Source organism: Enterobacter cloacae complex sp. P1B (genome assembly GCF_014982345.1).
In the GTDB taxonomy this organism is placed as follows: domain Bacteria; phylum Pseudomonadota; class Gammaproteobacteria; order Enterobacterales; family Enterobacteriaceae; genus Enterobacter; species Enterobacter bugandensis.
In genome coordinates, this window is the sequence record NZ_JADCLF010000003.1 from 72,061 (window position 1) to 97,769 (window position 25,709).

Consider the following 25,709-nt stretch of genomic DNA (forward strand, 5'->3'; position numbering starts at 1 on the left):
CTCACCGATTGACCACAAAATAATTGTGGTTAATCGATTACCTAAAATCATTGTTCCCTCGAATGTTACTGTTAGAATGCGCAAAGATTCGCTTTTGGGCTATCAGGAAACAGTATGAAACCAACCACCATCTCCTTACTGCAGAAATGCAAACAGGAAAAAAAACGCTTCGCCACCATCACCGCGTATGACTACAGCTTCGCCAAACTGTTTGCTGAAGAGGGTATCAACGTCATGCTGGTCGGAGATTCGTTAGGGATGACGGTACAAGGACATGATTCCACCCTGCCGGTCACGGTCGAAGATATTGCATATCACACCCGTGCGGTACGCCGCGGTGCGCCAGGCTGCCTTCTGCTTTCCGACCTGCCTTTTATGGCCTATGCCACGCCAGAGCAGGCATTTGAAAACGCGGCGGCAGTGATGCGCGCTGGCGCTAATATGGTCAAAATTGAAGGCGGCGCCTGGCTGGTGGAGACGGTGAAAATGCTCACCGAACGCGCCGTGCCGGTGTGTGGTCATTTGGGCCTGACCCCGCAGTCCGTCAACATCTTTGGCGGGTATAAGGTGCAGGGCCGCGGCGACGCAGCGCAGACGCTGTTTGAGGATGCCCTGGCGCTGGAAGCCGCAGGCGCCCAGCTGCTGGTGCTGGAGTGCGTGCCGGTTGAGCTGGCGAAACGCATCACCGACGCACTCTCCATTCCGGTGATTGGTATTGGTGCAGGCAACGTGACCGACGGTCAGATTCTGGTGATGCACGACGCCTTTGGTATTACTGGCGGGCATATCCCGAAATTTGCCAAAAATTTCCTCACTGAAGCGGGCGACATGCGCGCTGCGGTCAGGCAGTATATTGCCGACGTTGAATCCGGTGTTTACCCGGGTGAAGAACACAGTTTCCATTAAGGAGTCTCGTTGTGCTAATCATTGAAACCCTGCCGCTGCTTCGCCAGCATATCCGCCGCGCGCGTCAGGAAGGTAAACGTATCGCACTGGTCCCGACCATGGGCAATCTGCATGACGGCCACATGAAGCTCGTCGACGAAGCCCGTGCGCGAGCAGATATCGTGGTGGTCAGTATCTTCGTGAACCCCATGCAGTTCGACCGCGCCGACGATCTGGCACGCTATCCGCGCACCCTGCAGGAAGATTGCGAGAAGCTCAAAAAACGCCACGCGGATATCGTCTTCTCACCTGCACCGGCGGACGTTTACCCGCAGGGTACCGAAGAGGCGACCTACGTTGACGTCCCGGGCATTTCCACCATGCTGGAAGGAGCAAGCCGTCCGGGCCACTTCCGCGGCGTCTCCACCATCGTCAGCAAGCTATTTAACCTGGTGCAGCCGGACGTTGCCTGCTTCGGTGAGAAAGATTTCCAGCAGCTGGCGCTGATCCGCAAGATGGTTGCTGACATGGGTTACGATATTGAGATCGTCGGCGTACCGATTGTGCGTGCGAAAGACGGTCTGGCGCTCAGCTCGCGGAATGGTTACCTGACCGCCGAACAGCGTAAAATCGCGCCGGGCCTGAGCAAGGTGATGAACACCATGGCAGAGCAGATGCTGGCAAAAGAGTTAACAGCAGAAGAGATTATTGCCCTTGCCGAGCAGGCGCTTAACGATAAGGGCCTTCGTGCTGACGACGTACAAATTCGTGATGCTGATACGCTGCTGGAATTAACTCAGAACAGCAAGCGCGCAGTCATCCTGGTGGCGGCATGGCTCGGCCAGGCACGCCTGATTGATAATAAAGTGGTTGAGCTGGCGTAGTTCTTCACCCTTGATAATTAAAGGTAAACGTAATGATTCGCAAAATGCTGCAAGGTAAGCTTCACCGTGTGAAAGTCACCCAGGCCGACCTGCACTATGAAGGCTCCTGCGCCATTGACCAGGATTTTCTCGACGCGGCGGGTATCCTTGAAAACGAAGCGATTGATATCTGGAACGTGAACAACGGTAAACGCTTCTCTACTTATGCGATTGCCGCCGAGCGCGGTTCTAAAATCATCTCCGTTAACGGCGCTGCGGCGCACTGTGCGGACGTGGGCGACATTGTGATCATCGCCAGCTTCGTGATGATGTCTGACGAAGAAGCCCGCCGCTGGCAGCCTAAAGTGGCCTACTTCGAAGGCGACAATGAAATGAAGCGCACCGCAAAGGCGATTCCGGTTCAGGTTGCCTGATTCTAACAAGGAGCGGAACCCTCTGGATCCGCTCCTTAACAGGAAAAAACACATCATTCTGAATTATGTAAATAGCATCTCTTTACTCATTTCACTTATTTTCACCTCTCTTTTCGCGTCTCCTTTCTTAAATAAACATTCCCCTCAGTTATATGCGAATGGGAAATGATCAATGCCATTAATAATCCAAGCCTGCCAATACCACATCAACGCAATAAAAAATAATCCCCAGTGTTTTTTTTGAGATCATTTTCAAGATCTTTTTCAATGACTTATCAATCTTTAATTTTTTCTAATTATAACTTTTAGTAATTCTAAATACCCAACGTATACAGAGATCCCTATCATCATTTTGCTTGTATTAAATCATTACAATGTTTTTTAAATGGAATTTCAATTATGTTAAAAAAAACGTTATTAGCTTCAGCTGTAGCTTTGTTTGCAGTAGGTTCTTTTTCAGCAATCGCAGATACGGATCTTGGTTTAATCACCTTTGATGGTGCGGTAACAGACACAACATGTAATATTTCCACCTCTAATGGTGAATCACAAAGCAATATTACTATTACCTTACCCGTCGTTAAAAAATCTGAAGTTGAATCCACAACTATTGATACTGGCGTCGGTTCCAAAAACTTTGAACTGCTGCTCACCAATTGCCCTGAGACATTAAAGAATGCCTCTGCAAGCTTCATGTCAAAAAATATGGGCGCTATTGCGAACGGTACTATTGAACCCGATGCTAACGTACAAGGCTCTGCAACCAACGTTGCACTTGCCCTGTTTAACAATGCCCCAACCATTTCATCTCGTATTATGGTAGGCCAGCCTGACAATAATACGCAGAAAACAGACCTGAAAGCCGGCTCCGGTAAACTGTTCTACCGTGTTGCTTATGTCCCTGGCTCCAATTGGGTGAAAGATACTAGCCCTGTACAGTCAGGTAAAGTCAGCGCCAACGCTTACTTCACCATGAGCTACGAATAATTTTATTCGTCCTGTTAATGTGCCCAGCCGGGCACATTTTTTCGTATTATTTGAGAGTAGACATGTACTTACTGAATATTAAGAGCGGATTAAAAGCCCTGCTGCTGGCCTCGGTGAGCGTTTTTGCTCTTAACGCCAGTGCAGATATTGTGATTTCCGGCACCCGTGTCATTTATCCAGAATCGGCAAAAGACGTAACGGTGTCTATGGATAACCGTGGCACCAGACCTTTACTGGTACAAACCTGGCTCGATGACGGAAGAGATACCACTAATCCTCAAGAGCTGAAACTTCCCTTTATTGTCACGCCTCCTGTATCGCGTGTAGAACCGCAAAAAGGGCAAACGGTCAGAATCACCTGGCTTGGTCAGTCATTGCCAAAAGATAAAGAATCCCTGTTCTGGTTTAACGTTCTGGAAGTTCCGCCAAAGGCAAAGGAAAGCGATACGCAAAGCATGCTTCAGCTGGCATTCCGTACCCGCATAAAACTCTTTTTCCGGCCTACAGGTTTGAAAGGAGAACCGACAGATGCGGCTAAAAATCTTAAATGGACTGAAACCCGGCAAGGTCAAAATATCGTTTTAAGTGCGAAGAATGATTCACCTTATTATGTATCACTGGCGGGGGCAACGCTTATTGCTGGTGCTAAAAGCTACGATATTGAAACGCATTATATTGAGCCATTCTCAAGCCAGACTATGAACGTAAAAAATCATAACACCTTGGGGTATAACAAAATCACCTGGCAAGCCATCAATGATTTCGGTGGAATTGATAAGTATGAATCCATACAGAATTGATTATTTATCCGCCTCGTATCATTCGGAATAACTATAATTAGCTTAACTCTGGGACAGAGTACATCATGCGGTTTAAACGTTCACTACTATGTTTATCGATAAGTGCGGTATTGCCGTTTTGTGCATTTGCTGCTGAAAATAATAAAGAAGAAGACGTGCAGTTTAACGATCAGTTTCTTTATAATACCGGTACATCAATTGATGTCAGCCGTTTTTCAAAAGGCAACCCTGTTCTTGCCGGGACGTATAAGGTGAAGGTGGTTATTAACGGGAAACCTTCCATTACCACGGATCTTGTGTTTAAGGAGAATGGTACACCGCGCGCCACGCCCTGCATCACGCGTAAACTGCTCACTCAGACAAATGTAGCAACCGAGCAACTTAAACCAGCAGGGGATGATTCCGAAGATACGTGCATCTCTGTGTCAGACGCCTATCCCGGCTCACGTGTGGCTTACGATCCTTCCACACAGGAGTTGGACCTTTCTATTCCCCAGGCTTTCGTCATTCAGCGCCCGGCGGGATTTGTCGATCCTTCACTTTGGGAAGACGGGATCCCGGCGGCGATGCTCTCCTGGGATCTTAACGGCTGGCACGCGGACACGTCTGATTACAGCACCGATACGGCCTACGCAGGGTTGCGCTATGGAGCAAACCTGGGCCCGTGGCGGCTCCGGGCACGAGGTAATCTGAACTGGGATCGGGATTCCGGTACCCATTACGCCAGCCAGGACATTTATCTCCAGCGTGATATCACGCCGCTGAAAGCACAGTTTATCGCGGGAGACTCCTACACCCGTGGAGATGCTTTCGATTCCATTAGTCTGCGCGGGGCGCGTTTATATAACGATGATCGTATGCTTCCTAATGGCATATCGACTTATGCGCCGGTGATTCGGGGTGTGGCAAACAGCAACGCCAAAGTCACGATCGCCCAGAGCGGAAACACGATTTACGAAACCTCCGTCCCGCCGGGGCCCTTTGAAATCTCAGATCTCAGTACGACGGGTTATGGCAGCGATCTTATCGTCACTGTAGAAGAAGCGGATGGCAGCAAACGTTCCTTCTCGGTCGCGTATTCCTCGGTCGCGCAAATGCTGCGCCCGGGCTACTCCCGATGGGATGTCGGCGTGGGTGAACTGCGTGACGATAACCTACGTGACAAGCCAAAGGTAGGTTACGCCACGGGCTATTATGGATTAACCAATACCTTCACAGGTTATGCGGGTCTGGAGTACACCGATAGCGATTTTTACGCCGCATTGGTGGGTTTGGCGATGAACACCCGCATTGGCGCATTCGCCTTTGATGTCACGCATTCTGATGCCCGGATCGACGGCTTACGGCATCTTAAGGGTGAGAGTTATCGTATCTCCTACAGCAAACTCATGGAAGCCACGAATACCTCTTTCAACGTAGCAGCATACCGGTTTTCGACATCTGACTATCTCAGCCTGAGCGATGCAGCTTCCTTGACCAACGAGATCAAATACCGTGACAGGGAACTTAACCCTGACCGTGATAACAGCGATGTGTACCAGACTTTCCAGCGCATGAAGAACCAGATCCAGGTGAACATCAGCCAGCCGTTGGCCTTTAACGGCCTTGATTTGGGATCGCTGTATGTCAACTCCACCTGGCAGGACTACTGGAATGAAAGCAGCTCATCAGCGCAGTACTCGGTTGGCCACAGTCAATCGTTAAGCTGGGGAAGTTACAGCCTCTCCGTGCAGCGCACTTACAACGAGTTCGGGGAAAAGGATGATAGTGTCTACCTTAGCCTCACAATTCCTTTCGACACGCTGATGGGTAACGGCAAGCGTGCAGGCGGGTTCTCATCCCTCACCACGGGCATCGGCAGCGATCTAAAAGGCGGTGGAAGTTTTAACGCCAGCGCCAACGGCAACACCGAAGATAACCGGTTCAGTTACAGCATCACCGAAAGCACCACGCGTAACGACGATACGTTAAATCAGCTAAGCGGTTACGGGAGTTATAACGGCCCGCATGGACCGGTGAGTCTTTCCGTCTCCGCATCCGATGACGATAGCCGACAATATTCCGCCAGCTATAGCGGCGGGATGATTCTGCACTCTGGTGGCATAACACTCGCCCCTGGCAGCATTAGCGAAAGCGATACGCTTGCGCTGATTAAAGCTGAGGGAGCAGAAGGTGCCCGAGTCTCCATCGGTAACGGTGAAATTGGCTCTTCAGGCTATGCCCTTATGCCCTATCTGTCTGCCTACCGTGAAAACAACGTCGGTCTTGATATCAGCGATATGCGCTCTGACGTTGAAGTGAAAAATACCCGTTCCACTACTGTCCCTCGTAGCGGTGCCGTTGTGCTGGTTAATTTTGAGACCGATCAAGGGCGTTCAGTGTTAATGGAACTGACGCGTGACGACGGTGGGTTTATTCCGCTTGGTGCCGATGTTCAAACTGAGCAAGGCGTATCCGTAGGTAGCGTAGGCCAGGCCGGGCAAGCCTGGATTCGCGGAATTGAAGATAAAGGGTTGTTAAAAATCGTCTGGGGAAGTGAGTCCGGCACATCCTGTACTGTCTCCTATCAGATTCCGCCCAATGCGAAAAAGATTGGACCAACAACGCTGCTGACAGGCCAGACCTGCCGCATCACAGTATTATAAAAGGAGTTAGAGCATGCTTTTTAAACCTGGGAAAAAAACAGGATTATGGGTATTAAGTTCGAGTCTGATGGCGCTGCCGCTCGGAACATACGCCGATAATCTCGATATTACCTTTACCGCTAATATCCGTGACACCACCTGCGATATGAAAATTGAAGGTGGCAGCGGTGATGGCTCCAGCAACGTTATTCCCATTGGCACCGACGGCAAGGTACGCTTGGATTACATCATCCTCAAAAATGCCAAAGCAACAACAAATTTTAAACTCAAAATGGTCTCATGCCCTTCGAGTCTGACAAAGCTGAACACGACCATTAGTGGTAGTGCCAGCCCACTGAATACGGCAATTAAAAATTCACTCTCCGGTGAGGGCAGCGCAGAAAATATTGGCGTGGCGATTTCCCGCACCGCCACTCCGGATGCCCCTTTTGTCATTAATTCATCCACTGATACTCAGCGCCTCGTCTGGTCGAGCGGAGAAATAAGTGCTGGCGAAGTTCAACTCCTGGCGACGCTGGTGGAAACTGCAAGCGGGCAAGGCATGACTGGCAACTTTAGCGGTATCGCTACGTTTAATTTCACCTATGAATAACTGGCGCAATACGGAGCGTTAATATGAAAAAGAAAATGACATCACTGGTGTTTGCGATGACTGCCATCCTGCCTTCCGTTTGTTTGAGCGCCATTACGGGTACGACGAGCGTTCAGGCCACCTTTACGTCCACCATTGAAGCAGGAACCTGTAATGCCGAGATTCAGGATGCGAGCGGGGCTCCTATTAGCATTTTGCCGTTTGGCGATGTATTTAAGTCCGATCTGGTGAGCCAGAACCGAACAGGGGCATTCAAAATCGCGTTCACTAACTGTGCCGGGGTCAAAAATGCCTCCGTTCAAGCCACGCCGGGTGCTGGCGGGTCCTGTACTGGCAATGCCAAAAATGGGAACTCATATGCAGCCGGGCATAACGTTGGTTTTGAAATCTGGAAAGGTTCTGTCGACTCAGGTTCCCTGCTGAACTGCGCCACGGCCCCAACGTCTATCGTCAACCTGTCTAACGGGGCGGGAAAATTTGAAATGGATGCGCGCATCGTTATTGCTAAAGATAAAACCATTTCTGACGTGACCACTGGTTCGGTCAGTGCCCCTGTGACTTTTATCGTGACCTATCAATAATGTTTATTAAGACTGATAGCTTAAACAGGATGTTCCACTCCCGCTTAAACTTTAGAAGTGCGATGTTATGGCTCGCCTGCTGTCTGGGGTTTCCCGCAGCAGGTTTTGCCTCGAGCCTGGAGATGGATATGACGGCAAACATCATCAACAATACGTGTCAGGTAAGTATTCCGGATGATGGCAAAGTTATTTTACCGATCGTTGGCAAAGGTTGGTTTTATAACTCCGACGGCAGCCCACGGCTACAACCCGGTGACGCAGCTGGGGGAACTCGCTTCGAAATACAGCTGAAAAGCTGTGCGGAAAGTGAATCTGGACTGGCAAAAACCCTGCATTTTGAGTTTAAACCTCAAAGTGGGATAGTTATCGGAAGCTCTCAACAGGTGTTCGCCAATGAAATTCCCGCCTCCGGGGGAGGAGCAGAGAACGTCGGCGTTGTGATTTTCTCAGAAAAAGACAATACCAATGTGGTCAATGCGTCAGGAACGTCAGATGTTATTTTTGATGTATCTAACCAAACCGAAAGCCAGTATTTAACAAATTATAATTTCTATGCCCGTTATCAAGACACAGGGATTGTCAGCGCGGGGAAAGTTACCACAAGCGTGCTGGTCAGCGTTACTTACAATTAAAATATACCAAGCATCGGATATAAGGAATTTTTGAATGTGTTATATAGCAGGAGCCGGAACAAGTCATTTCTTCATAAAAGGTGCAGGCCTTGCTTTGTCAATTCTTGCAATTAGTTTTTCTGCATCGGCCGATTTGTATGAATGCAAATTTAATGGTTACAGTGTTCAGCCTATTTCGGATGTCAAAGGTGCAAAGCCCAAGATCGTTCCCCTGGAGAGCGTCAGCGCGCCAACAAAAATAAGCGGCCTTATTGATTTGCAGGTGACTCCGGGCCTCTACTCCTGGTGCTCAATGGGTAAAGATGGCGAGCGCGTCTATCAGAAAACGGACAGTACACTGGTCGTCGGTGGCGTGGACGGAAAAGCACTCTTTAAAACTAACGTAACGGGGATCGCCTATACGCTGGCCATGTACCCGACCAACAACGCTTTTAATGCCTTTTTCCCTTCGACTACAGGAAGTTATGTAGAAACAGCCAATCAGGGGGATAATTCAGATCTGGTTAAAGCAGTATGGTGGTATGCCCGTATGGAATTTTATCAATTACCCTCATATGCTGGCGTGCCCGCAAGCGTCACACAGATTGGTCCAGTGGCCGGGAATATTGGCAATATTGTCGTAGGTAACCCCTGGAGCTCAGATGAAAGTGACCATCCACGTCCGTTAATCACGATACCCGATATGGCCTTCAATGTTCCTGTTGAAAAACCAACCTGCACTCTTACGGCTCCTAAAAGCGTAGATCTGGGGGAGTATGATGTTTCCGATGTCGAGAACGATAACACGCAAAAAGTCTCTGCTACCGTGTCAGGGAATTGCACCAACACACGCAAAATTACGATGAAGTTGACCACCAGCAAGACTACCGGGACTGATGGCTCTTTACTCGCGAACACCGCATCGTCGAATGCGGCAAAAGGCGTGGGCGTGTTGCTGAAGTGGCCGGACAACAGCCTGGCGGTGCCTAATTCAACTAACAACTATGCGACAAAAGGGAACACTATCATCCCGTCATTTAGCGAGTCTCTCACGGCTCAGTTGGTTAAATCTGGTACAGAAAAAGTCACTTCAGGAACGTTCAGCGCCATCGGCACGTTGCAGATCACCTACGAATAGCTTATCCCTGCGGCTGATTGCTGATCAGCCGCGACATCGTCTCCAGCGAATCCGTTCTTAAAATATAGAGTCGTTTGAGTAAGAACGGATTATCCCCCGGCTTCACCTTCCCCTTCACCGTGGTCACGGCCAGATGGAAACCGGCATCATTCGCCGCCCTGATCGCCTTATTGTCATAGCCGCCAAAGGGATAAGAAAGGTAGAGCACACGCGGGTTGAACTGTGACAGCGCGCGACGAGAACGCTCAAAATCAAACAGGATCACGTGATAGCTGCGGCTCAGTAAGATCGGGTGTTTATACCCGTCCACGCGGTGCAGGAAGTGAGTGTGCGACTGAATGTCGAACACATCCTGAATGCCTTTGATTTCCTGAACGCTCATAAACTGCAGCGATTTCGGATCCCACTTCTGCGGATGGCCTTTAATACGTGACGAAATGATAAACGCCGTCGCGTTGAAGCCATACTCTTTCAGCACAGGATACGCGTAACGGCTCACCGACTTCAGGCCGTCGTCAAAGGTAATCACCACCGCCTTCGCGGGCAGGTTCATCTTGTTGCGCACGTAGCCTTCCAGCTGATACATCGTCAGCGTGGTGTACCCCTGGTCGCGAAGCCAGGTCATCTGGTTGCTGAACGCGCGCACGCTGGTGGTGGTGGAGGTATGACGAAAACGGGTGTTCTCCTCATCGCGCAGGATATGGTGATAGGTCAGAACCGGAATGCCGTTATCTTCCTGCGCGTCCAGGCTGCTTATCCACGCCAGGCGGTTGCCGATGCGGATCTGATACCAGGTCTGGTTCAGGCGGTCTTTGACTTTATTTAGAATGGGATAACGCAGGTTGGCGCTCAGAGTACCAAAGGGCGCGCTTCCGCTGCTGGGCGCGTTATAGACGGGCGTATCTTTCCAGGTGATGAGGTTCTGGTTACTGAGCGGCTTGTTCAGGTCGCCCAAGCTGTCCTCAACGCGTTGCTTACCCTGCACTTTCTCAAGGTGGTCTTTATCAATAAAGCCGGTACCGAACCCGAAGCGAAATTCGTAATAATCCGCCGCCGCGGGAAAGACCGCGACGATCTGCCCTGCGCGAATATTGCCCACATTAACCACAGAGTTACCTACCTGAGCCCAGATGGCAGCATCCTCAGTGGTTTGCATATATTGAGCAGGAAGCCCTTGCTGACTTATCAGGCTGGCAGACGCCCCGCCGGAAACCAGCAGCAAAAGGAGAAAGAACACGCGCATGAACATAGGATATAAATCGACACGGGAAATCAGTCGCCATTGTAGCAAAAGCGACATCAATACCAATGTTTAATGCTTATACAGATCGTGAAGCAGAACGAAAGGCGGGTTTTTCTGCTGCTGGTGCCACAGGCTGCTCACCTCCGGCTGGCCCTCCGCCACGATAGCGTGCCGAAACTCTGCGCTGCTCAATGAGGCGCGAAGCGGATAGAGGGCTTCGAGTAAAGGCAGGCTGATACCGGAGATCACTTCACAATTATCATGCTTGTGGCTCAGCAAAGCGGCCGCGCGGTAAGGCGCCGCGCCGGATTTATCGGTAAGAAAAATCACCCCATCACCGGTATCCGTTTCATGCAGGGCATCGCACATCATCCGGCTGAGCATGTTGGTGCTCAACCCGCGCCAGTAGTTAACCACCCGGCATTGCGCCAGCGGGCCAAATTTGGCCTCAAGCGTATCCAGCATGTCCTGCGCTCGTTCATCGTGGCAGGTGATCACCCATCCCAGCATAACTCTCTCCTTAGCAGGCAAGTAGTTTAGCGGAGTGAAGGTTTGCTTACGGTGATAACCGTCAAAGAAAGTGCCCGGCAACCAGAGCGTCGCCGGGCAGAGGGTTAACTACGCAGACCGCGCCCGCGCTGGATCAGATACCAGCACAGCAGGTAGAAGGCGATGATGAATACCACCAGCACCGCCACCGTGGTAAACAGCGGAACATCGGTAATGCCGAGGAAGCCAAAGCGGAAGCCGCTGATCATGTAGACGATCGGGTTCAGATGCGACAGTGCCTGCCAGAACGGCGGCAGCAGCGTCAGGGAGTAGAACACCCCGCCGAGATAGGTCAGCGGCGTCAGCACAAAGGTCGGGATCAGGCTGATGTCGTCAAACGTTTTAGCGAACACCGCATTCAGCAGACCGGCCAGCGAGAACAGAATTGCCGTCAGCAGCAGAGTCAGCGCCACGAACAGCCACGAGTGCACCTGGAACGGCACGAAGAACAGCGAAATCGCCGTCACCAGGATGCCCACGCACAGCCCGCGCGCCACGCCGCCGCCCACGTAACCGGCTATGATGACGTGCGTTGGCACCGGCGCCACCAGCAACTCTTCAATATTGCGTTGGAACTTAGCGCTGAAGAACGACGAGGCCACGTTTGCGTAGGCGTTGGTGATCACCGCCATCATAATCAGGCCCGGCACGATAAACTGCATATAGGTAAAACCGTGCATCTCACCAATGCGGGAACCAATCAGGTTGCCGAAGATGATGAAATAGAGCGTCATGGTGATGACCGGCGGTACCAGGGTTTGCACCCAGATACGCATAAAGCGGTTAATCTCTTTCGCCCAGATACTTTTCAGCGCGACCCAATAAAGATGCGTCATGCCTTGTCTCCTTGTTTATCCTGCACCAGAGAGACAAACAGCTCTTCCAGTCGGTTCGCTTTGTTACGCATGCTTAAAACCTGAATCCCCTGCGCGCTCAGCTGGGAGAACACGCTGTTGATCCCCTGCTCGCGCAGCACTTCCACTTCCAGCGTTGAGGTATCAACCAGGCGATACTGGTACCCTTCTAGCTTCGGTAGCGGGCTTTTTGCCGCCAGATCGAGAATAAACGTTTCGGATTTCAGCTTGGAGAGCAGATCCTTCATCGAGGTGTTCTCCACCAGCTCGCCGTGCTGAATGATGCCGATGTTGCGGCATAGCATCTCTGCTTCTTCAAGGTAGTGGGTGGTCAAAATGATGGTGGTGCCTTTGTCGTTGAGATCCTTGAGGAAACCCCACATAGAACGACGCAGTTCGATATCCACGCCTGCGGTGGGTTCATCAAGGATCAGCAGCTTCGGCTCGTGCATCAGCGCGCGGGCAATCATCAGGCGGCGCTTCATCCCCCCGGACAACATCCGCGCACGTTCGTTACGCTTTTCCCACAGATCGAGCTGTTTTAGGTACTTTTCGCTACGCTCAAGCGCCTCTTTACGCTCAACGCCGTAATAACCCGCCTGGTTAACGACAATCTGCTGCACCGTCTCAAACGGGTTGAAGTTGAACTCCTGCGGTACCAGCCCCAGCTGGCGCTTGGCGTTTACCACATCTTTTTGCAGGTCGTAACCAAAGACGCTCACCCGTCCGGACGTTTTATTCACCAGCGAGCTGATGATCCCGATGGTGGTGGATTTCCCCGCCCCGTTCGGCCCCAGAAGCGCGTAAAAATCCCCGGCCTCTACTTTTAGGTCTATCCCGCGTAGCGCCTGAACGCCACCCGGATAGGTTTTTTTAAGCTGCTCAAGCTCCAGTGCAATTGCCATGAATTTAACTTACCTTCAGTTCTTACACACGTTGTGTGGTTTCATTAAAAGTCGGGTTACCCTATAGTAGCGCAACGCAATTACTTGGTTACAGGTCGCTAACCTCCATGAACGACATAGATACACTCATTAGCAACAATGCACTATGGTCAAAAATGCTGGTGGAGGAAGACCCCGGATTTTTTGGAAAACTCGCACAAGCCCAGAACCCGCGCTTTCTCTGGATTGGCTGTTCAGACAGCCGCGTACCTGCCGAGCGCCTGACCGGCCTTGAGCCCGGCGAACTGTTTGTTCACCGCAACGTCGCCAACCTGGTGATTCATACCGATCTCAACTGCCTTTCCGTGGTTCAGTATGCCGTTGACGTCCTGGAAGTCGAGCACATCATTATTTGCGGCCACTACGGCTGCGGCGGCGTGCAGGCGGCGGTTGAAAACCCGGAACTGGGTTTAATTGATAACTGGCTGCTGCACATCCGCGATATCTGGTTCAAACATAGTTCACTGCTCGGCGAAATGCCGCAGGAGCGACGCATGGACACGCTGTGCGAGCTGAACGTGATGGAGCAGGTATATAACCTTGGGCATTCGACCATCATGCAGTCGGCGTGGAAACGCGGGCAGAAGGTATCAATCCACGGCTGGGCGTACGGTATTCACGATGGCCTGCTGCGCAATCTGGAAGTCACCGCCACCAATCGCGAAACGCTGGAGCAGCGTTACCGTTCGGGGATTGCCAACCTCAAGCTTAAGCATGTGAACCATAAATAAAGCCGGGGGTTTTCGCCCTCTCCCCGTGGGAGAGGGTCGGAGTGAGGGCATCAGCCCGCAATTACTCGTCCAGTAATACCACTTTCCCAACATACGGCAGATGACGATAACGCTGCGCGTAATCAATGCCGTAACCCACCACGAACTCGTCCGGGATGGAGAAACCGACAAACTCTACCGGCACCTGCACTTCACGACGCTCCGGTTTATCCAGCAGCGTACAAATCGCCAGCGATTTCGGCTCGCGCAGGCTCAGGATCTCGCGCACCTTTGAAAGGGTGTTGCCGGAGTCGATAATGTCCTCAACGATCAACACATCTTTGCCACGAATATCTTCATCCAGATCTTTCAGGATTTTCACATCACGGGTTGTGGACATGCCGCTGCCGTAGCTGGAAGCGGTCATAAAATCGACCTCGTGCGGTACCTGCACTTCACGGCACAGGTCTGCCATGAACATGAAAGAACCGCGCAGCAGACCAACCAGCACCATTTCGCTGCCGCTGTCCTTGTAATGCTCGGTGATTTGACGACCCAGTTCGGCGATACGCGCTTTGATCTCGGCTTCCGGGATCATCACTTCAACAGTATGTTTCATATTACTAACCAAATGATTTTGATGAAAATCTTTCAATGCGGATGAATCTTGCTCCGGCATCGATACGCAAGCCAGCCATTATATCAGTAAATGGATAAGCCTGGCGTATGAGTTATAAAAAGCAAATATTGTGATTCCGATCACACTTGTTAACACCTATAATTAGATGCTAGCAAATTATTAACAAAAACTGACGAGTACACTTTCTATGGCTGAAACAAACACTAAACAGCCGCGTCTACTGGTGACACTAACAGCGCTATTCGCCGCCTTCTGCGGCCTGTACCTGTTAATCGGTGGCGTCTGGCTGGTCGCGATCGGCGGCTCCTGGTACTACCCGATTGCGGGCCTGGTTATGCTTGGCGTAACCGTCCTGCTCTGGCGTAGAAAACAATCCGCACTGTGGCTGTATGCCGCCCTCCTTCTTGCCACCATGCTCTGGGGCGTCTGGGAAGTCGGTTTCGATTTCTGGGCCCTGACGCCGCGCAGCGACATCCTGGTCTTCTTCGGTATCTGGCTGATCCTGCCGTTTGTCTGGCGCCGCCTGATTGTCCCTTCCAGCGGTGCCGTTGCAGCCCTGCTGGTGGCGCTGTTAATCAGCGGCGGCATTCTCACTTGGGCTGGCTTTAACGACCCGCAGGAGATCAACGGTACGCTGAACGCGGAGTCCACGCCTGCGGCAGCTATCTCGCAGGTCGCTGACGGTGACTGGCCTGCTTATGGTCGTAACCAGGAAGGTCAACGCTACTCCCCGCTGAAGCAGATCAACGCGGACAACGTTAAGAACCTGAAAGAAGCCTGGGTATTCCGTACCGGCGACCTGAAGATGCCGAACGATCCGGGTGAACTGACCAACGAAGTGACCCCAATTAAAGTGGGCAACATGCTCTACCTGTGTACGGCGCACCAGCGTCTGTTCGCGCTCGACGCGGCCACCGGTAAAGAGAAATGGCACTTCGATCCACAGCTGAACTCCAACCCGTCCTTCCAGCACGTGACCTGCCGCGGCGTTTCTTACCACGAAGCGCGCGCCGATAATGCCAGCCCGGAAGTCATTGCTGACTGTCCTCGCCGCATTATGCTGCCGGTGAACGATGGCCGTCTGTTTGCCATCAACGCTGAGACCGGCAAGCTGTGCGAAACCTTCGCCAACAAAGGCATTCTGAACCTGCAGACCAACATGCCGGACACCACGCCGGGTCTGTATGAGCCAACCTCCCCGCCAATCATCACCGATAAAACCATCGTGATTGCCGGTTCGGTAACGGATAACTTCTCTACGCGTGAAACCTCCGGCGTTATCCGTGGTTTCGACGTGAACACCGGTAAACTGCTGTGGGCTTTCGACCCGGGCGCGAAAGATCCAAACGCGATCCCGTCTGACGAGCACACCTTTACCTTCAACTCGCCGAACTCCTGGGCACCAGCCGCGTATGACGCGAAGCTGGACCTGGTCTACCTGCCGATGGGCGTATCCACGCCGGATATCTGGGGCGGTAACCGCACGCCGGAGCAGGAACGTTATGCGAGCGCTATCCTGGCGCTGAACGCAACCACCGGTAAGCTGGCGTGGAGCTATCAGACCGTTCACCACGATCTGTGGGATATGGATATGCCGTCCCAGCCGACGCTGGCGGACATTACCGTTAACGGCAAAACCGTGCCGGTCATTTACGCTCCGGCTAAAACCGGCAACATCTTCGTGCTGGATCGCAGCAACGGTAAGCTGGTTGTGCCTGCCCCGGAAAAACCGGTTCCGCAGGGTGCGGCCAAAGGCGACTACGTCAGCAAAACCCAGCCGTTCTCTGACCTGAGCTTCCGTCCGAAGAAAGACCTCAGCGGTGCAGACATGTGGGGTGCCACCATGTTTGACCAGCTGGTGTGCCGCGTGATGTTCCATCAGCTGCGCTATGAAGGCATCTTCACGCCGCCGTCTGAGCAGGGTACGCTGGTCTTCCCGGGCAACCTGGGAATGTTTGAGTGGGGCGGTATTTCCGTCGACCCTAACCGTCAGGTGGCGATTGCCAACCCAATGGCGCTGCCGTTCGTTTCCCGTCTGATCCCACGCGGTCCGGGTAACCCGATGGAGCAGCCGAAAGACGCGAAAGGCAGCGGGACCGAAGCCGGTATCCAGCCGCAGTATGGCGTACCGTTTGGCGTTACCCTGAACCCGTTCCTGTCTCCGTTTGGTCTGCCGTGTAAACAGCCTGCCTGGGGTTACATCTCCGGTCTGGATCTGAAAACCAACCAGATCGTCTGGAAAAAACGTATTGGTACCCCACAGGACAGCATGCCGTTCCCGATGCCGGTTCCGGTGCCGTTCAATATGGGTATGCCAATGCTGGGTGGTCCAATCTCCACAGCCGGTAACGTGCTGTTCATCGCGGCAACCGCAGATAACTACCTGCGCGCGTATAACATGACCAACGGTGAAAAACTGTGGCAAGGCCGTCTGCCGGCCGGTGGACAGGCAACGCCGATGACCTATGAAGTGAATGGCAAGCAGTACGTTGTCATTTCTGCGGGTGGTCACGGTTCGTTTGGTACGAAGATGGGCGACTATATTGTCGCGTATGCATTGCCGGACGAAGGCAAATAAAAGCAAAACGGCAACGAAAGTTGCCGTATTTAGCAATGCAGGCCGGGTAAGGCGAAGCCGCCACCCGGCTTTTTTTATACGGTAAAACCGAGCATCATCCCCGTATCTTCATGCTCCAGCAGATGACAGTGCGCCATATAGGCAAACTCTTCAGGCGCTTCGTGGTCGAACTTCACCAGCACCTCGCTGACGCCGCCTTCCACTCTCACCGTATCTTTCCAGCCTGCTCGATGCGCTTCCGGCGCTTTACCGTTCTCAGACAGAATACGGAACTGCGTGCCGTGGATATGGAACGGATGCAGCATCATGTCCCCTTCCCCTGAAACCACCCAGCGCTCAAACTGTCCCTTCGTGGCGGCAAACATCGGCGTGTTCATATCGAACGCTTTGCCGTTGATCTTGTTGGCGTTGTGGAAATCGAACCCGTGACCGCCGTGATCCATACCGCCCATTTTGCCGTGGTCCATATTCATGTGGCCCATCATCTGGCCGTGGTGCATTCCCGCCATGGCCTGATTGCCATACTTTTTCATCAGCGCCTGCATGCCCATCATGTCAAGCATCGGGTCCATGGAGAGCTGAAGCTTACGCTGCGTGAGCCCATCCAGCGACGGGAGAGCTGGCAGCGTGGCTAAGGTGTCCGGCAGCATACCGGAGGCCGTGACCTGTAGCGGCTGAATGCGCAGCACCGGATGCGGTTTATCAAACGGCGCCACTGCCATCCCCATCTGGCTGACAGGCAGCGTTACCAGGTCAAACGGCTTGCCGTCGCTGATGTCCACCAGCACTTCGAAGCGTTCGCCCATCAGCATCGGCAGCTCGCTCACTTTTACCGGTTCCGGCAGCAGGCCGCCGTCGCTTGCCACCACGTAAAGCGGGCGCTTATCGCTGGTGGCGAAGTTCAGCGAGCGGGCGTTACAGCCGTTAAGCAAGCGCAGGCGCAGCCAGCCTTTCGGGGCGGCGTGCTGCGGATAGATCGCACCGTTGGCCAGCAGCGTATCGCCAAACCAGCCGACCGCCGCGCTCATCACGTCCAGCTGGTAGTCAATCTGCCCGTCCGCGCTGAATTTTTTGTCCTGCACAATCACCGGCACATCATCGATACCCCACTGTTTTGGCAGGCGCAGGAGACGGCTTTCGTCATCCTCAATCAACACCAGTCCGGCCAGCCCCATTGCCACCTGATGGCCCGTTTTACCGTGCTGATGCGGGTGGAACCAGCAGGTTGCCGCCCGCTGGTCAGGGGTAAAGGTTACGCTGCGTTTCCCCCCAGGCTTGATAACACCCTGGGGACCACCATCCACTTCGCCCGGAACTTCCAGCCCGTGCCAGTGCAGCGTGGTCTCCTCGGCAAGCGTATTGTGGATATCCACCGTCACCGCTTTCCCTTTGCGTAACTGAAGCGCCGGGCCGAGCAGATTGCCGTTGTAGCCCCAGGTTGTGGCGCTGTGCCCACCGAAGGAGGTTTTACCGGCCTGAACAACAAGCTGAATACGGCTACGGGCGTCTGCGGTCAGTAAGTCAGGAATGGGTAAGGCAGGCCTTTCAGCCGCAAAAACCGCGCGGCTCCAGAGTGGTAATGCGCTGGCAACCCCCAGCACAGCGGAATATTTTAAAAAATCACGACGTTGCATGTTCATTTCCTTATTTCCAGCAGGCGATCTTTTGAGCATAAACCCTCCCCTTACCGGAAGGTCAAGTAAAGCGGCAATAATAAAGATCGTCGCACTGGCATCAAGTGTGCTAACGTTAATTTTCCGTGAAGAAGTGGTAGAAGCAATGAAGACGTTTTTCAGGACAATTTTGTTCGGAAGCCTGATGGCAATGTGTGCGAACAGCTATGCGCTCAGTGAAAATGAAGCGGAAGATATGGCCGATTTAACGGCGGTTTTTGTATTCCTGAAAAATGATTGTGGCTACCAGAATTTACCCAACGGGCAAATTCGCCGCGCGCTGGTCTTTTTCGCCCAGCAGAACCAGTGGGATCTCAGCAACTACGACAGCTTTGACATGAAGGCGCTCGGTGAAGACAGCTACCGTGACTTGAGCGGTATTGGCATTCCCACGGCTAAAAAATGCAAAGCGCTGGCCCGCGATTCGCTCAGCCTGCTCGCCTACGTGAAATAACCTTCCCGACGCCCCCTGTTCAACCTATACCCGTGCAACCACGGTTATAGTTAGCTATCATGTTTCGCTCATTTTTTGTGAGCGTTACGGATGTTAACAAAGGAGGAGTCCGCGTATGGCCGACCACACGTTGTGGCATGAAACACTGCATGACCAGTTTGGTCAGTACTTTGCCGTTGATAACGTGCTCTATCATGAGAAAACGGATCACCAGGATCTGATCATCTTCGAAAACGCCGCCTTTGGCCGCGTGATGGCCCTGGATGGCGTAGTGCAAACGACCGAGCGCGACGAGTTTATTTATCATGAGATGATGACCCACGTTCCGCTGCTGGCGCACGCACACGCGAAGCATGTTCTGATTATCGGCGGCGGCGACGGCGCAATGCTGCGCGAGGTTTCACGTCATCGTTCCATTGAAACCATCACCATGGTTGAGATCGATGCGGGCGTGGTCTCTTTCTGCCGCCAGTACCTGCCCAACCATAATGCCGGCAGCTATGACGATCCGCGCTTTAAACTGGTTATCGACGACGGCGTTAACTTTGTTAACCAGACCACGCAGACCTTCGACGTGATTATCTCTGACTGCACCGACCCCATCGGCCCCGGCGCGTCACTGTTTACCTCCTCGTTCTACGAAGGCTGCAAGCGCTGCCTGAACCCGGGCGGGATTTTCGTCGCACAAAACGGTGTCTGCTTCCTGCAGCAGGACGAAGCCCTCGACAGCCACCGTAAGCTGAGCACCTATTTCGGCGACGTCAGCTTCTATCAGGCGGCGATTCCAACCTATTACGGCGGGATCATGACCTTTGCATGGGCAACGGATAACGACGTGCTGCGTCATCTCTCTACCGAAATTATCCAGGCCCGCTTCCATCAGGCCGGGCTCACGTGCCGCTACTACAATCCGGCTATTCATACCGCAGCGTTTGCTCTGCCGCAGTACCTGCAAGACGCATTATCCACTAAGGGGGTGAGCTAATTGAAAAAGCTTAAACTACATGGCTTTAACAACCTGACTAAAAGCCTGAGTTTTTGTATTTACGATATCTGCTATGCCAAAACAGCGGAAGAACGCGATGGTTACATCGCCTATATCGATGAACTCTACAACGCCAACCGTCTGACCGAGATCCTGTCAGAAACCTGCTCGATCATCGGTGCCAATATTCTGAACATCGCCCGACAGGATTATGAGCCCCAGGGTGCCAGCGTCACCATTCTGGTCAGCGAAGAGCCGGTCGACCCGCAGCTTATCGACAAAACTGAACACCCGGGTCCGCTGCCCGAAGTGGTCGTCGCCCACCTCGACAAAAGCCATATCTGCGTTCACACCTACCCGGAAAGCCACCCGGAAGGCGGGCTGTGCACGTTCCGCGCCGATATTGAAGTGTCGACCTGCGGCGTGATTTCCCCGCTGAACGCGCTGAACTATTTAATCCACCAGCTGGAATCGGACATCGTCACGATTGATTATCGCGTGCGCGGTTTTACCCGTGATATCAACGGCATGAAGCACTTCATCGACCACGAGATCAACTCCATTCAGAACTTTATGTCCGAGGACATGAAATCGCTGTATGACATGATGGACGTGAACGTGTACCAGGAAAACATTTTCCATACCAAGATGATGCTTAAGGAGTTCGACCTTAAGCACTACATGTTCCACACGAAGCCGGAAGATTTAAGTGAAGAAGAGCGCAAGGTCATCACCGACCTGCTCTGGAAAGAGATGCGCGAAATCTACTACGGCCGCAATATTCCGGCCGTGTAAGTGTTGCCCGGAGCAGGGACGCTTCGGGGAGTTACTTCTGTTTCATAAACTCACGGTAGGCATTCACTACCTGCAGGAAGTCTTCCACGCCGCACAGCGACAGGCTCTCTTCGTCGTAGTAGCTCATCCCCTCTTCCATCTCATCCCCTGAAAACTCAAGCTGGTTGGCGCGCACCATCACCTCTTCGCCATCCATCCACAGGGTGTACTCATGCCCGGCACGTTGCCAGGAGCGTTCACTGCCTTTCACCGTATTTGCCGCCTGTTCGACTTCATCAAGAAGGGCGAGATTTTCTTTCACCTCTTCGTTAAACCAGTGTCCAACGGCTTCGTGCCCCATCGACATGCGCACTTTCACCACGCCGGTGATGTCGCGCAAAAATTCGTAATCCATAGCGTTTTCCTCTGCAAAGCCATTAGGGTAATTATCGCAGCAGAGGGAAAGAAAAAAAGCGGGAGAGGTGGGAGGAATGAAAATAAAAAGGTGAGAGCAAGACCCTGCGGCCTGATGCCCTCACCCCGTCCCTCTCCCATGTACGGTCCGGGGACATAGTGAACACTTGTTCGGGGACATGGTAGACACTTACAACTGAGGCATAAGAACCCGTTTATGGAGTCGCTTATGCCCTGGGATGCGAGAGATACCATGTCATTACGTACCGAGTTTGTACTGTTCGCCTCGCAGGACGGGGCGAACATCCGTTTCCTCTGCCGTCAGTTCGGCATTTCTCCTGCCACCGGCTACAAGTGGCTTCAGCGCTGGGCTGAGGAAGGTGCCTCCGGTCTTCAGGACCGCTCCCGCGCACCTCATCATTCCCCGAACCGCTCATCTGACGACATCACGGCCCTGCTGCGCATGGCGCATGACCGTCATCAACGCTGGGGCGCCCGCAAGATTAAGCGCTGGCTTGAAGACCAGGGGTACCGTATGCCCGCCTTCAGCACCGTCCATAATCTGATGGCCCGTCACGGTCTGCTGCCGGGCGCATCACCGGGCGTTCCGGCTACGGGACGCTTCGAACCGGCTCTGGCAGATGGATTTTAAGGGCCACTTTCCCTTTGGCGGTGGCCGCTGCCATCCGCTCACCCTGCTGGACGACCACTCCCGTTTTTCCCTGTGCCTGGCGCACTGTACCGATGAACGGCGCGAGACCGTGCAGCAGCAGCTGGTCAGCGCGTTTGAACGCTACGGCCTGCCGGACAGGATGACGATGGACAATGGCTCACCGTGGGGCGACACCACCGGCACCTGGACGGCGCTGGAGCTGTGGCTGATGCGCCACGGTATCCGGGTGGGGCACTCCCGGCCTTATCATCCGCAGACGCAGGGCAAGCTGGAGCGTTTTCACCGCAGCCTGAAGGCGGAAGTGCTGCAGGGAAAATGGTTCGCGGACAGCGGAGAGCTGCAACGCGCTTTCGATCACTGGCGCACGGTGTACAACCTTGAACGCCCGCACGAGGCGCTGGATATGGCAGTACCGGCCTCGCGTTATCAGCCGTCTGCCCGGCAGTACAGCGGCAGCGTAACGCCACCTGAGTACGATGAAGGGGTGAAGGTCAGGAAAGTGGATGTCAGCGGAAAGCTGAGCATACAGGGTGTCAGTCTGAGCGCAGGCAAGGCGTTCAGGGGAGAACGGGTCGGGCTGAGGGAGACGCAGGATGACGGCTGCTATGAAGTGTGGTGGTACAGCACGAAAGTGGGGGTGATCGACCTGAAGAAAAAGTCGATCACCATGGGTAAAGGATGTTAAAAAGTGTTCACCATGTCCCCGAACACCTGTCTACCATGTCCCCGGACTGTACACCCACGGGAGAGGGTGCAAATACTAAAAACCGTCTCGTAGAGACGGTTTTGCTGATTATACCGCCGTCTGGAAGATCACCCCGTCAGCCTTCTCGGTGTACTGAGAAAGCTGGTCGAAGTTCAGATAGCGATAGGTATCCACCGCCGTCTTATCCACCTGCGCCACGAAGGTCTGGTACTCTTCCGGCGTTGGCAGTTTGCCAATCAGCGCCGCAACCGCCGCCAGCTCCGCAGAGGCCAGGTAGACGTTCGCACCAGTACCTAAACGGTTCGGGAAGTTACGGGTAGAGGTGGAAACCACCGTCGCACCGTCGGCCACACGCGCCTGGTTACCCATACACAGGGAGCAGCCAGGGATTTCGATACGCGCCCCGCTCTTACCGAACACGCTGTAGTAACCCTCTTCGGTCAACTGAGCCGCGTCCATACGGGTTGGCGGTGCCACCCACAGGCGGGTCGGCAGCTGGCCTTTGTGGGTATCCAGCAGCTTACCGGCGGCGCGGAAGTGGCCGATGTTGGTCATGCAGGAGCCGATGAACACTTCGTCGATCTTATCGCCCTGCACGTCAGAGAGCAGACGCGCATCGTCCGGATCGTTCGGCGCACACAGGATTGGCTCTTTAATATCCGCCAGATCGATGTCGATCACCGCCGCGTACTCTGCGTCTGCGTCAGCTTCCAGCAGCTGCGGATCCGCCAGCCATTTCTCCATGCCCTGAATACGACGCTCCAGCGTACGACGATCGCCGTAGCCTTCTGCGATCATCCACTTCAGCAGCACGATGTTGGAAGTCAGATACTCAATGATCGGCTCTTTGTTCAGCTTGATGGTACAGCCTGCCGCAGAACGCTCGGCGGAGGCGTCGGTCAGCTCAAATGCCTGCTCAACTTTCAGATCCGGCAGCCCTTCAATTTCCAGGATACGGCCAGAGAAGATGTTTTTCTTGCCTTTCTTCTCAACGGTCAGCAGACCCTGCTTAATCGCATACAGCGGGATCGCGTGAACCAGATCGCGCAGAGTGATGCCCGGCTGCATTTTGCCTTTGAAGCGCACCAGCACGGATTCAGGCATGTCCAGCGGCATTACGCCGGTCGCTGCAGCAAACGCCACCAGGCCGGAGCCCGCCGGGAAGGAGATACCAATTGGGAAACGGGTATGGGAATCACCGCCGGTACCCACGGTATCTGGCAGCAGCATGCGGTTCAGCCAGGAGTGGATGACACCGTCACCCGGACGCAGTGACACGCCGCCGCGGTTCATGATGAAGTCTGGCAGCGTGTGGTGCGTGGTCACGTCAACCGGCTTCGGATAGGCCGCCGTGTGGCAGAAGGACTGCATCACCAGGTCAGAAGAGAAGCCCAGGCACGCCAGGTCTTTCAGTTCGTCACGGGTCATTGGGCCAGTGGTGTCCTGAGAGCCCACGGAGGTCATCTTCGGCTCGCAGTATGCGCCAGGGCGAATACCGGCTACGCCGCACGCGCGACCCACCATTTTCTGTGCCAGCGAGAAGCCGCGGTTGCTTTCTGCCACGTCTTTCGCGTGACGGAAAACGTCGGAGTGCGGCAGACCCAGCGCTTCACGCGCTTTGGTGGTCAGGCCGCGCCCGATGATCAGCGGAATACGGCCACCGGCACGCACTTCGTCAATCAGCACGTCGGTTTTCAGTTCGAAGCTTGCCAGCAGCTCGTTGGTTTCGTGGTTGCGCACTTCGCCTTTATACGGGTAGACGTCAATCACGTCACCCATGTTCAGGTTGCTCACATCTACTTCAATTGGCAGCGCGCCCGCATCTTCCATGGTGTTGAAGAAGATTGGCGCAATTTTGCCACCGAGGCACAGGCCGCCGCCGCGCTTGTTCGGCACGTGCGGAATATCGTCGCCCAAGAACCACAGTACGGAGTTGGTGGCGGACTTACGGGAAGAGCCGGTACCCACAACGTCACCGACGTAGGCCAGCGGGAAACCTTTCTTCTGCAGCGCTTCGATCTGTTTGATCGGGCCCACCACGCCCGGCTGATCTGGCTCAATGCCTTCACGGGCGTTTTTCAGCATCGCCAGGGCGTGCAGCGGGATATCTGGACGAGACCACGCGTCCGGTGCCGGAGACAGGTCATCGGTGTTGGTTTCACCGGTCACCTTAAAGACGGTCACGGTAATTTTTTCCGCCAGCGCAGGGCGGTTCAGGAACCATTCGGCATCGGCCCAGGACTGCATCACCTGCTTCGCATAGACGTTGCCCGCTTTGGCTTTTTCTTCTACGTCGTAGAAGTTATCGAACATCAGCAGCGTGGAAGAGAGCGCTTTAGCGGCAATCGGTGCCAGCTTGTCGTTATCCAGCGCGTCAATCAGCGGATGAATGTTGTAACCACCCTGCATGGTGCCGAGCAGTTCAATGGCTTTTTCAGGAGTAACCAGTGGGGAGGTGGCTTCGCCTTTGGCGATAGCAGCAAGGAATCCGGCTTTTACGTAGGCAGCTTCATCTACGCCAGGCGGTACGCGGTTGATCAACAGATCTAACAGGAATTCTTCTTCGCCCTTAGGCGGGTTCTTCAGCAGCTCGACGAGCGCGGCCATTTGGGTTGCATCTAAAGGTTTGGGTACAATTCCCTCGGCGGCACGTTCTGCTACGTGCTTACGGTATTCTTCTAGCACGACGGTTCTCCTCGCTCTCATTGTCATATGCGGCGGGCGTTCTCTTCACGCTCCTGTGAGACAGCAGTTTGTAGGGTAAATGCCCGATACCGCGTCGGGCAGCATAGCAGGATTTCTGCACAGTGTTAATCCGTTTACAAAAAAGCAACATTAAAAAGTTTGCTGAATCGTTAAGCATGGTGTAGCGGGGAGGCGAGGTGAATTTTGGGGACAAAAAAACCGCCTGATAGCGGTTATTTTGTTGCCTTGCGGTGGTAGCACACCGGGTTGGCAGATTTGCGGCAATGCACT

23 protein-coding genes and 1 pseudogene are annotated in these 25,709 nt (G+C 53.6%); 16 read left to right on the forward strand and 8 right to left on the reverse strand.

Annotated features, from left to right (window positions below):
* Positions 1-114: 114 nt before the first annotated feature.
* From panB to INF77_RS01720, 10 genes are all read left to right on the forward strand, one after another.
* Positions 115-906 (forward strand): 3-methyl-2-oxobutanoate hydroxymethyltransferase, encoded by a 792-nt coding sequence (gene panB / locus INF77_RS01675; protein WP_045259479.1) that lies wholly within the window; start codon positions 115-117, stop codon positions 904-906.
* Positions 907-917: 11 nt separating this feature from the next.
* Positions 918-1,769: a pantoate--beta-alanine ligase gene (gene panC / locus INF77_RS01680; protein ID WP_008501942.1), complete on the forward strand. Its 852-nt coding sequence runs from the start codon at positions 918-920 to the stop codon at positions 1,767-1,769.
* A 32-nt stretch (positions 1,770-1,801) separates the two neighbouring features.
* Positions 1,802-2,182 (forward strand): aspartate 1-decarboxylase, encoded by a 381-nt coding sequence (gene panD, locus INF77_RS01685; protein ID WP_003856284.1) that lies wholly within the window; start codon positions 1,802-1,804, stop codon positions 2,180-2,182.
* A gap of 399 nt (positions 2,183-2,581) precedes the next feature.
* Positions 2,582-3,169, forward strand: a complete 588-nt coding sequence (locus tag INF77_RS01690; RefSeq protein ID WP_047367348.1) for a fimbrial protein — start codon at positions 2,582-2,584, stop codon at positions 3,167-3,169.
* Positions 3,170-3,231: 62 nt separating this feature from the next.
* On the forward strand, positions 3,232-3,969 hold the full coding sequence (locus INF77_RS01695; protein WP_047367347.1) for a fimbrial chaperone: 738 nt from the start codon (positions 3,232-3,234) through the stop codon (positions 3,967-3,969).
* Positions 3,970-4,034: 65 nt separating this feature from the next.
* Positions 4,035-6,614, forward strand: a complete 2,580-nt coding sequence (locus INF77_RS01700) for an outer membrane usher protein (RefSeq protein ID WP_048961414.1) — start codon at positions 4,035-4,037, stop codon at positions 6,612-6,614.
* Between the two features lie 13 nt (positions 6,615-6,627).
* The gene (locus tag INF77_RS01705) at positions 6,628-7,206 is read left to right on the forward strand and encodes a fimbrial protein (protein ID WP_193532920.1); all 579 of its coding nucleotides are present in this window, start codon (positions 6,628-6,630) and stop codon (positions 7,204-7,206) included.
* 23 nt (positions 7,207-7,229) lie between these two features.
* Positions 7,230-7,787 (forward strand): fimbrial protein, encoded by a 558-nt coding sequence (locus INF77_RS01710; RefSeq protein WP_047367344.1) that lies wholly within the window; start codon positions 7,230-7,232, stop codon positions 7,785-7,787.
* A 29-nt stretch (positions 7,788-7,816) separates the two neighbouring features.
* Complete coding sequence (locus INF77_RS01715; protein ID WP_193532923.1) at positions 7,817-8,419, forward strand: fimbrial-like protein; 603 nt, start codon at positions 7,817-7,819, stop codon at positions 8,417-8,419.
* Between the two features lie 34 nt (positions 8,420-8,453).
* Complete coding sequence (locus tag INF77_RS01720; RefSeq protein WP_053086545.1) at positions 8,454-9,536, forward strand: fimbrial protein StkG; 1,083 nt, start codon at positions 8,454-8,456, stop codon at positions 9,534-9,536.
* Between the two features lies 1 nt (position 9,537).
* On the opposite strand, the gene INF77_RS01725 is transcribed toward INF77_RS01720, so the two are convergent.
* The 4 genes from INF77_RS01725 to INF77_RS01740 form a co-directional block, all read right to left on the reverse strand.
* A complete protein-coding gene (locus INF77_RS01725; RefSeq protein WP_193532922.1) occupies positions 9,538-10,785 on the reverse strand; it encodes a polysaccharide deacetylase family protein in 1,248 nt (415 codons plus the stop codon).
* Between the two features lie 63 nt (positions 10,786-10,848).
* Entirely contained in the window at positions 10,849-11,289 is a 441-nt protein-coding gene (locus tag INF77_RS01730) for a PTS sugar transporter subunit IIA (protein ID WP_028015541.1), read from the reverse strand.
* 104 nt (positions 11,290-11,393) lie between these two features.
* Complete coding sequence (locus INF77_RS01735) at positions 11,394-12,164, reverse strand: ABC transporter permease (RefSeq protein ID WP_023334536.1); 771 nt, start codon at positions 12,162-12,164, stop codon at positions 11,394-11,396.
* Positions 12,161-13,087, reverse strand: a complete 927-nt coding sequence (locus tag INF77_RS01740; RefSeq protein WP_028015540.1) for an ABC transporter ATP-binding protein — start codon at positions 13,085-13,087, stop codon at positions 12,161-12,163. Before INF77_RS01740 ends, INF77_RS01735 begins: the two co-directional genes overlap by 4 nt.
* 107 nt (positions 13,088-13,194) lie before the next feature.
* On the opposite strand from INF77_RS01740, the gene can reads away from it, so the two are divergent.
* The gene (can, locus tag INF77_RS01745; RefSeq protein ID WP_014882586.1) at positions 13,195-13,857 is read left to right on the forward strand and encodes a carbonate dehydratase; all 663 of its coding nucleotides are present in this window, start codon (positions 13,195-13,197) and stop codon (positions 13,855-13,857) included.
* A 61-nt stretch (positions 13,858-13,918) separates the two neighbouring features.
* Here the strand turns inward: can and hpt are convergent, their stop codons facing one another.
* A complete protein-coding gene (gene hpt / locus INF77_RS01750) occupies positions 13,919-14,455 on the reverse strand; it encodes a hypoxanthine phosphoribosyltransferase (protein ID WP_032644976.1) in 537 nt (178 codons plus the stop codon).
* Between the two features lie 208 nt (positions 14,456-14,663).
* Between hpt and INF77_RS01755 the strand changes: the two genes are divergently transcribed.
* On the forward strand, positions 14,664-17,054 hold the full coding sequence (locus INF77_RS01755; RefSeq protein ID WP_048961413.1) for a glucose/quinate/shikimate family membrane-bound PQQ-dependent dehydrogenase: 2,391 nt from the start codon (positions 14,664-14,666) through the stop codon (positions 17,052-17,054).
* A gap of 74 nt (positions 17,055-17,128) precedes the next feature.
* Here INF77_RS01755 and cueO read toward each other — a convergent pair whose 3' ends face one another.
* Positions 17,129-18,688 (reverse strand): multicopper oxidase CueO, encoded by a 1,560-nt coding sequence (gene cueO, locus INF77_RS01760; protein ID WP_136343964.1) that lies wholly within the window; start codon positions 18,686-18,688, stop codon positions 17,129-17,131.
* A gap of 145 nt (positions 18,689-18,833) precedes the next feature.
* Here cueO and INF77_RS01765 point away from each other — a divergent pair, with 145 nt between their 5' ends.
* From INF77_RS01765 to speD, 3 genes are all read left to right on the forward strand, one after another.
* Positions 18,834-19,181 (forward strand): YacC family pilotin-like protein, encoded by a 348-nt coding sequence (locus INF77_RS01765; protein ID WP_014882582.1) that lies wholly within the window; start codon positions 18,834-18,836, stop codon positions 19,179-19,181.
* Between the two features lie 115 nt (positions 19,182-19,296).
* On the forward strand, positions 19,297-20,166 hold the full coding sequence (gene speE / locus INF77_RS01770; RefSeq protein ID WP_193532919.1) for a polyamine aminopropyltransferase: 870 nt from the start codon (positions 19,297-19,299) through the stop codon (positions 20,164-20,166).
* On the forward strand, positions 20,167-20,961 hold the full coding sequence (speD, locus tag INF77_RS01775) for an adenosylmethionine decarboxylase (RefSeq protein ID WP_028015535.1): 795 nt from the start codon (positions 20,167-20,169) through the stop codon (positions 20,959-20,961).
* 31 nt (positions 20,962-20,992) lie between these two features.
* On the opposite strand, the gene yacL is transcribed toward speD, so the two are convergent.
* On the reverse strand, positions 20,993-21,355 hold the full coding sequence (gene yacL / locus INF77_RS01780; protein ID WP_041911228.1) for a protein YacL: 363 nt from the start codon (positions 21,353-21,355) through the stop codon (positions 20,993-20,995).
* Between the two features lie 216 nt (positions 21,356-21,571).
* On the opposite strand from yacL, the pseudogene INF77_RS01785 reads away from it, so the two are divergent.
* Positions 21,572-22,712: pseudogene (locus INF77_RS01785) on the forward strand (IS481 family transposase).
* A gap of 108 nt (positions 22,713-22,820) precedes the next feature.
* Here the strand turns inward: INF77_RS01785 and acnB are convergent.
* Positions 22,821-25,418: a bifunctional aconitate hydratase 2/2-methylisocitrate dehydratase gene (gene acnB / locus INF77_RS01790; protein WP_193532918.1), complete on the reverse strand. Its 2,598-nt coding sequence runs from the start codon at positions 25,416-25,418 to the stop codon at positions 22,821-22,823.
* Positions 25,419-25,709 lie beyond the last annotated feature (291 nt).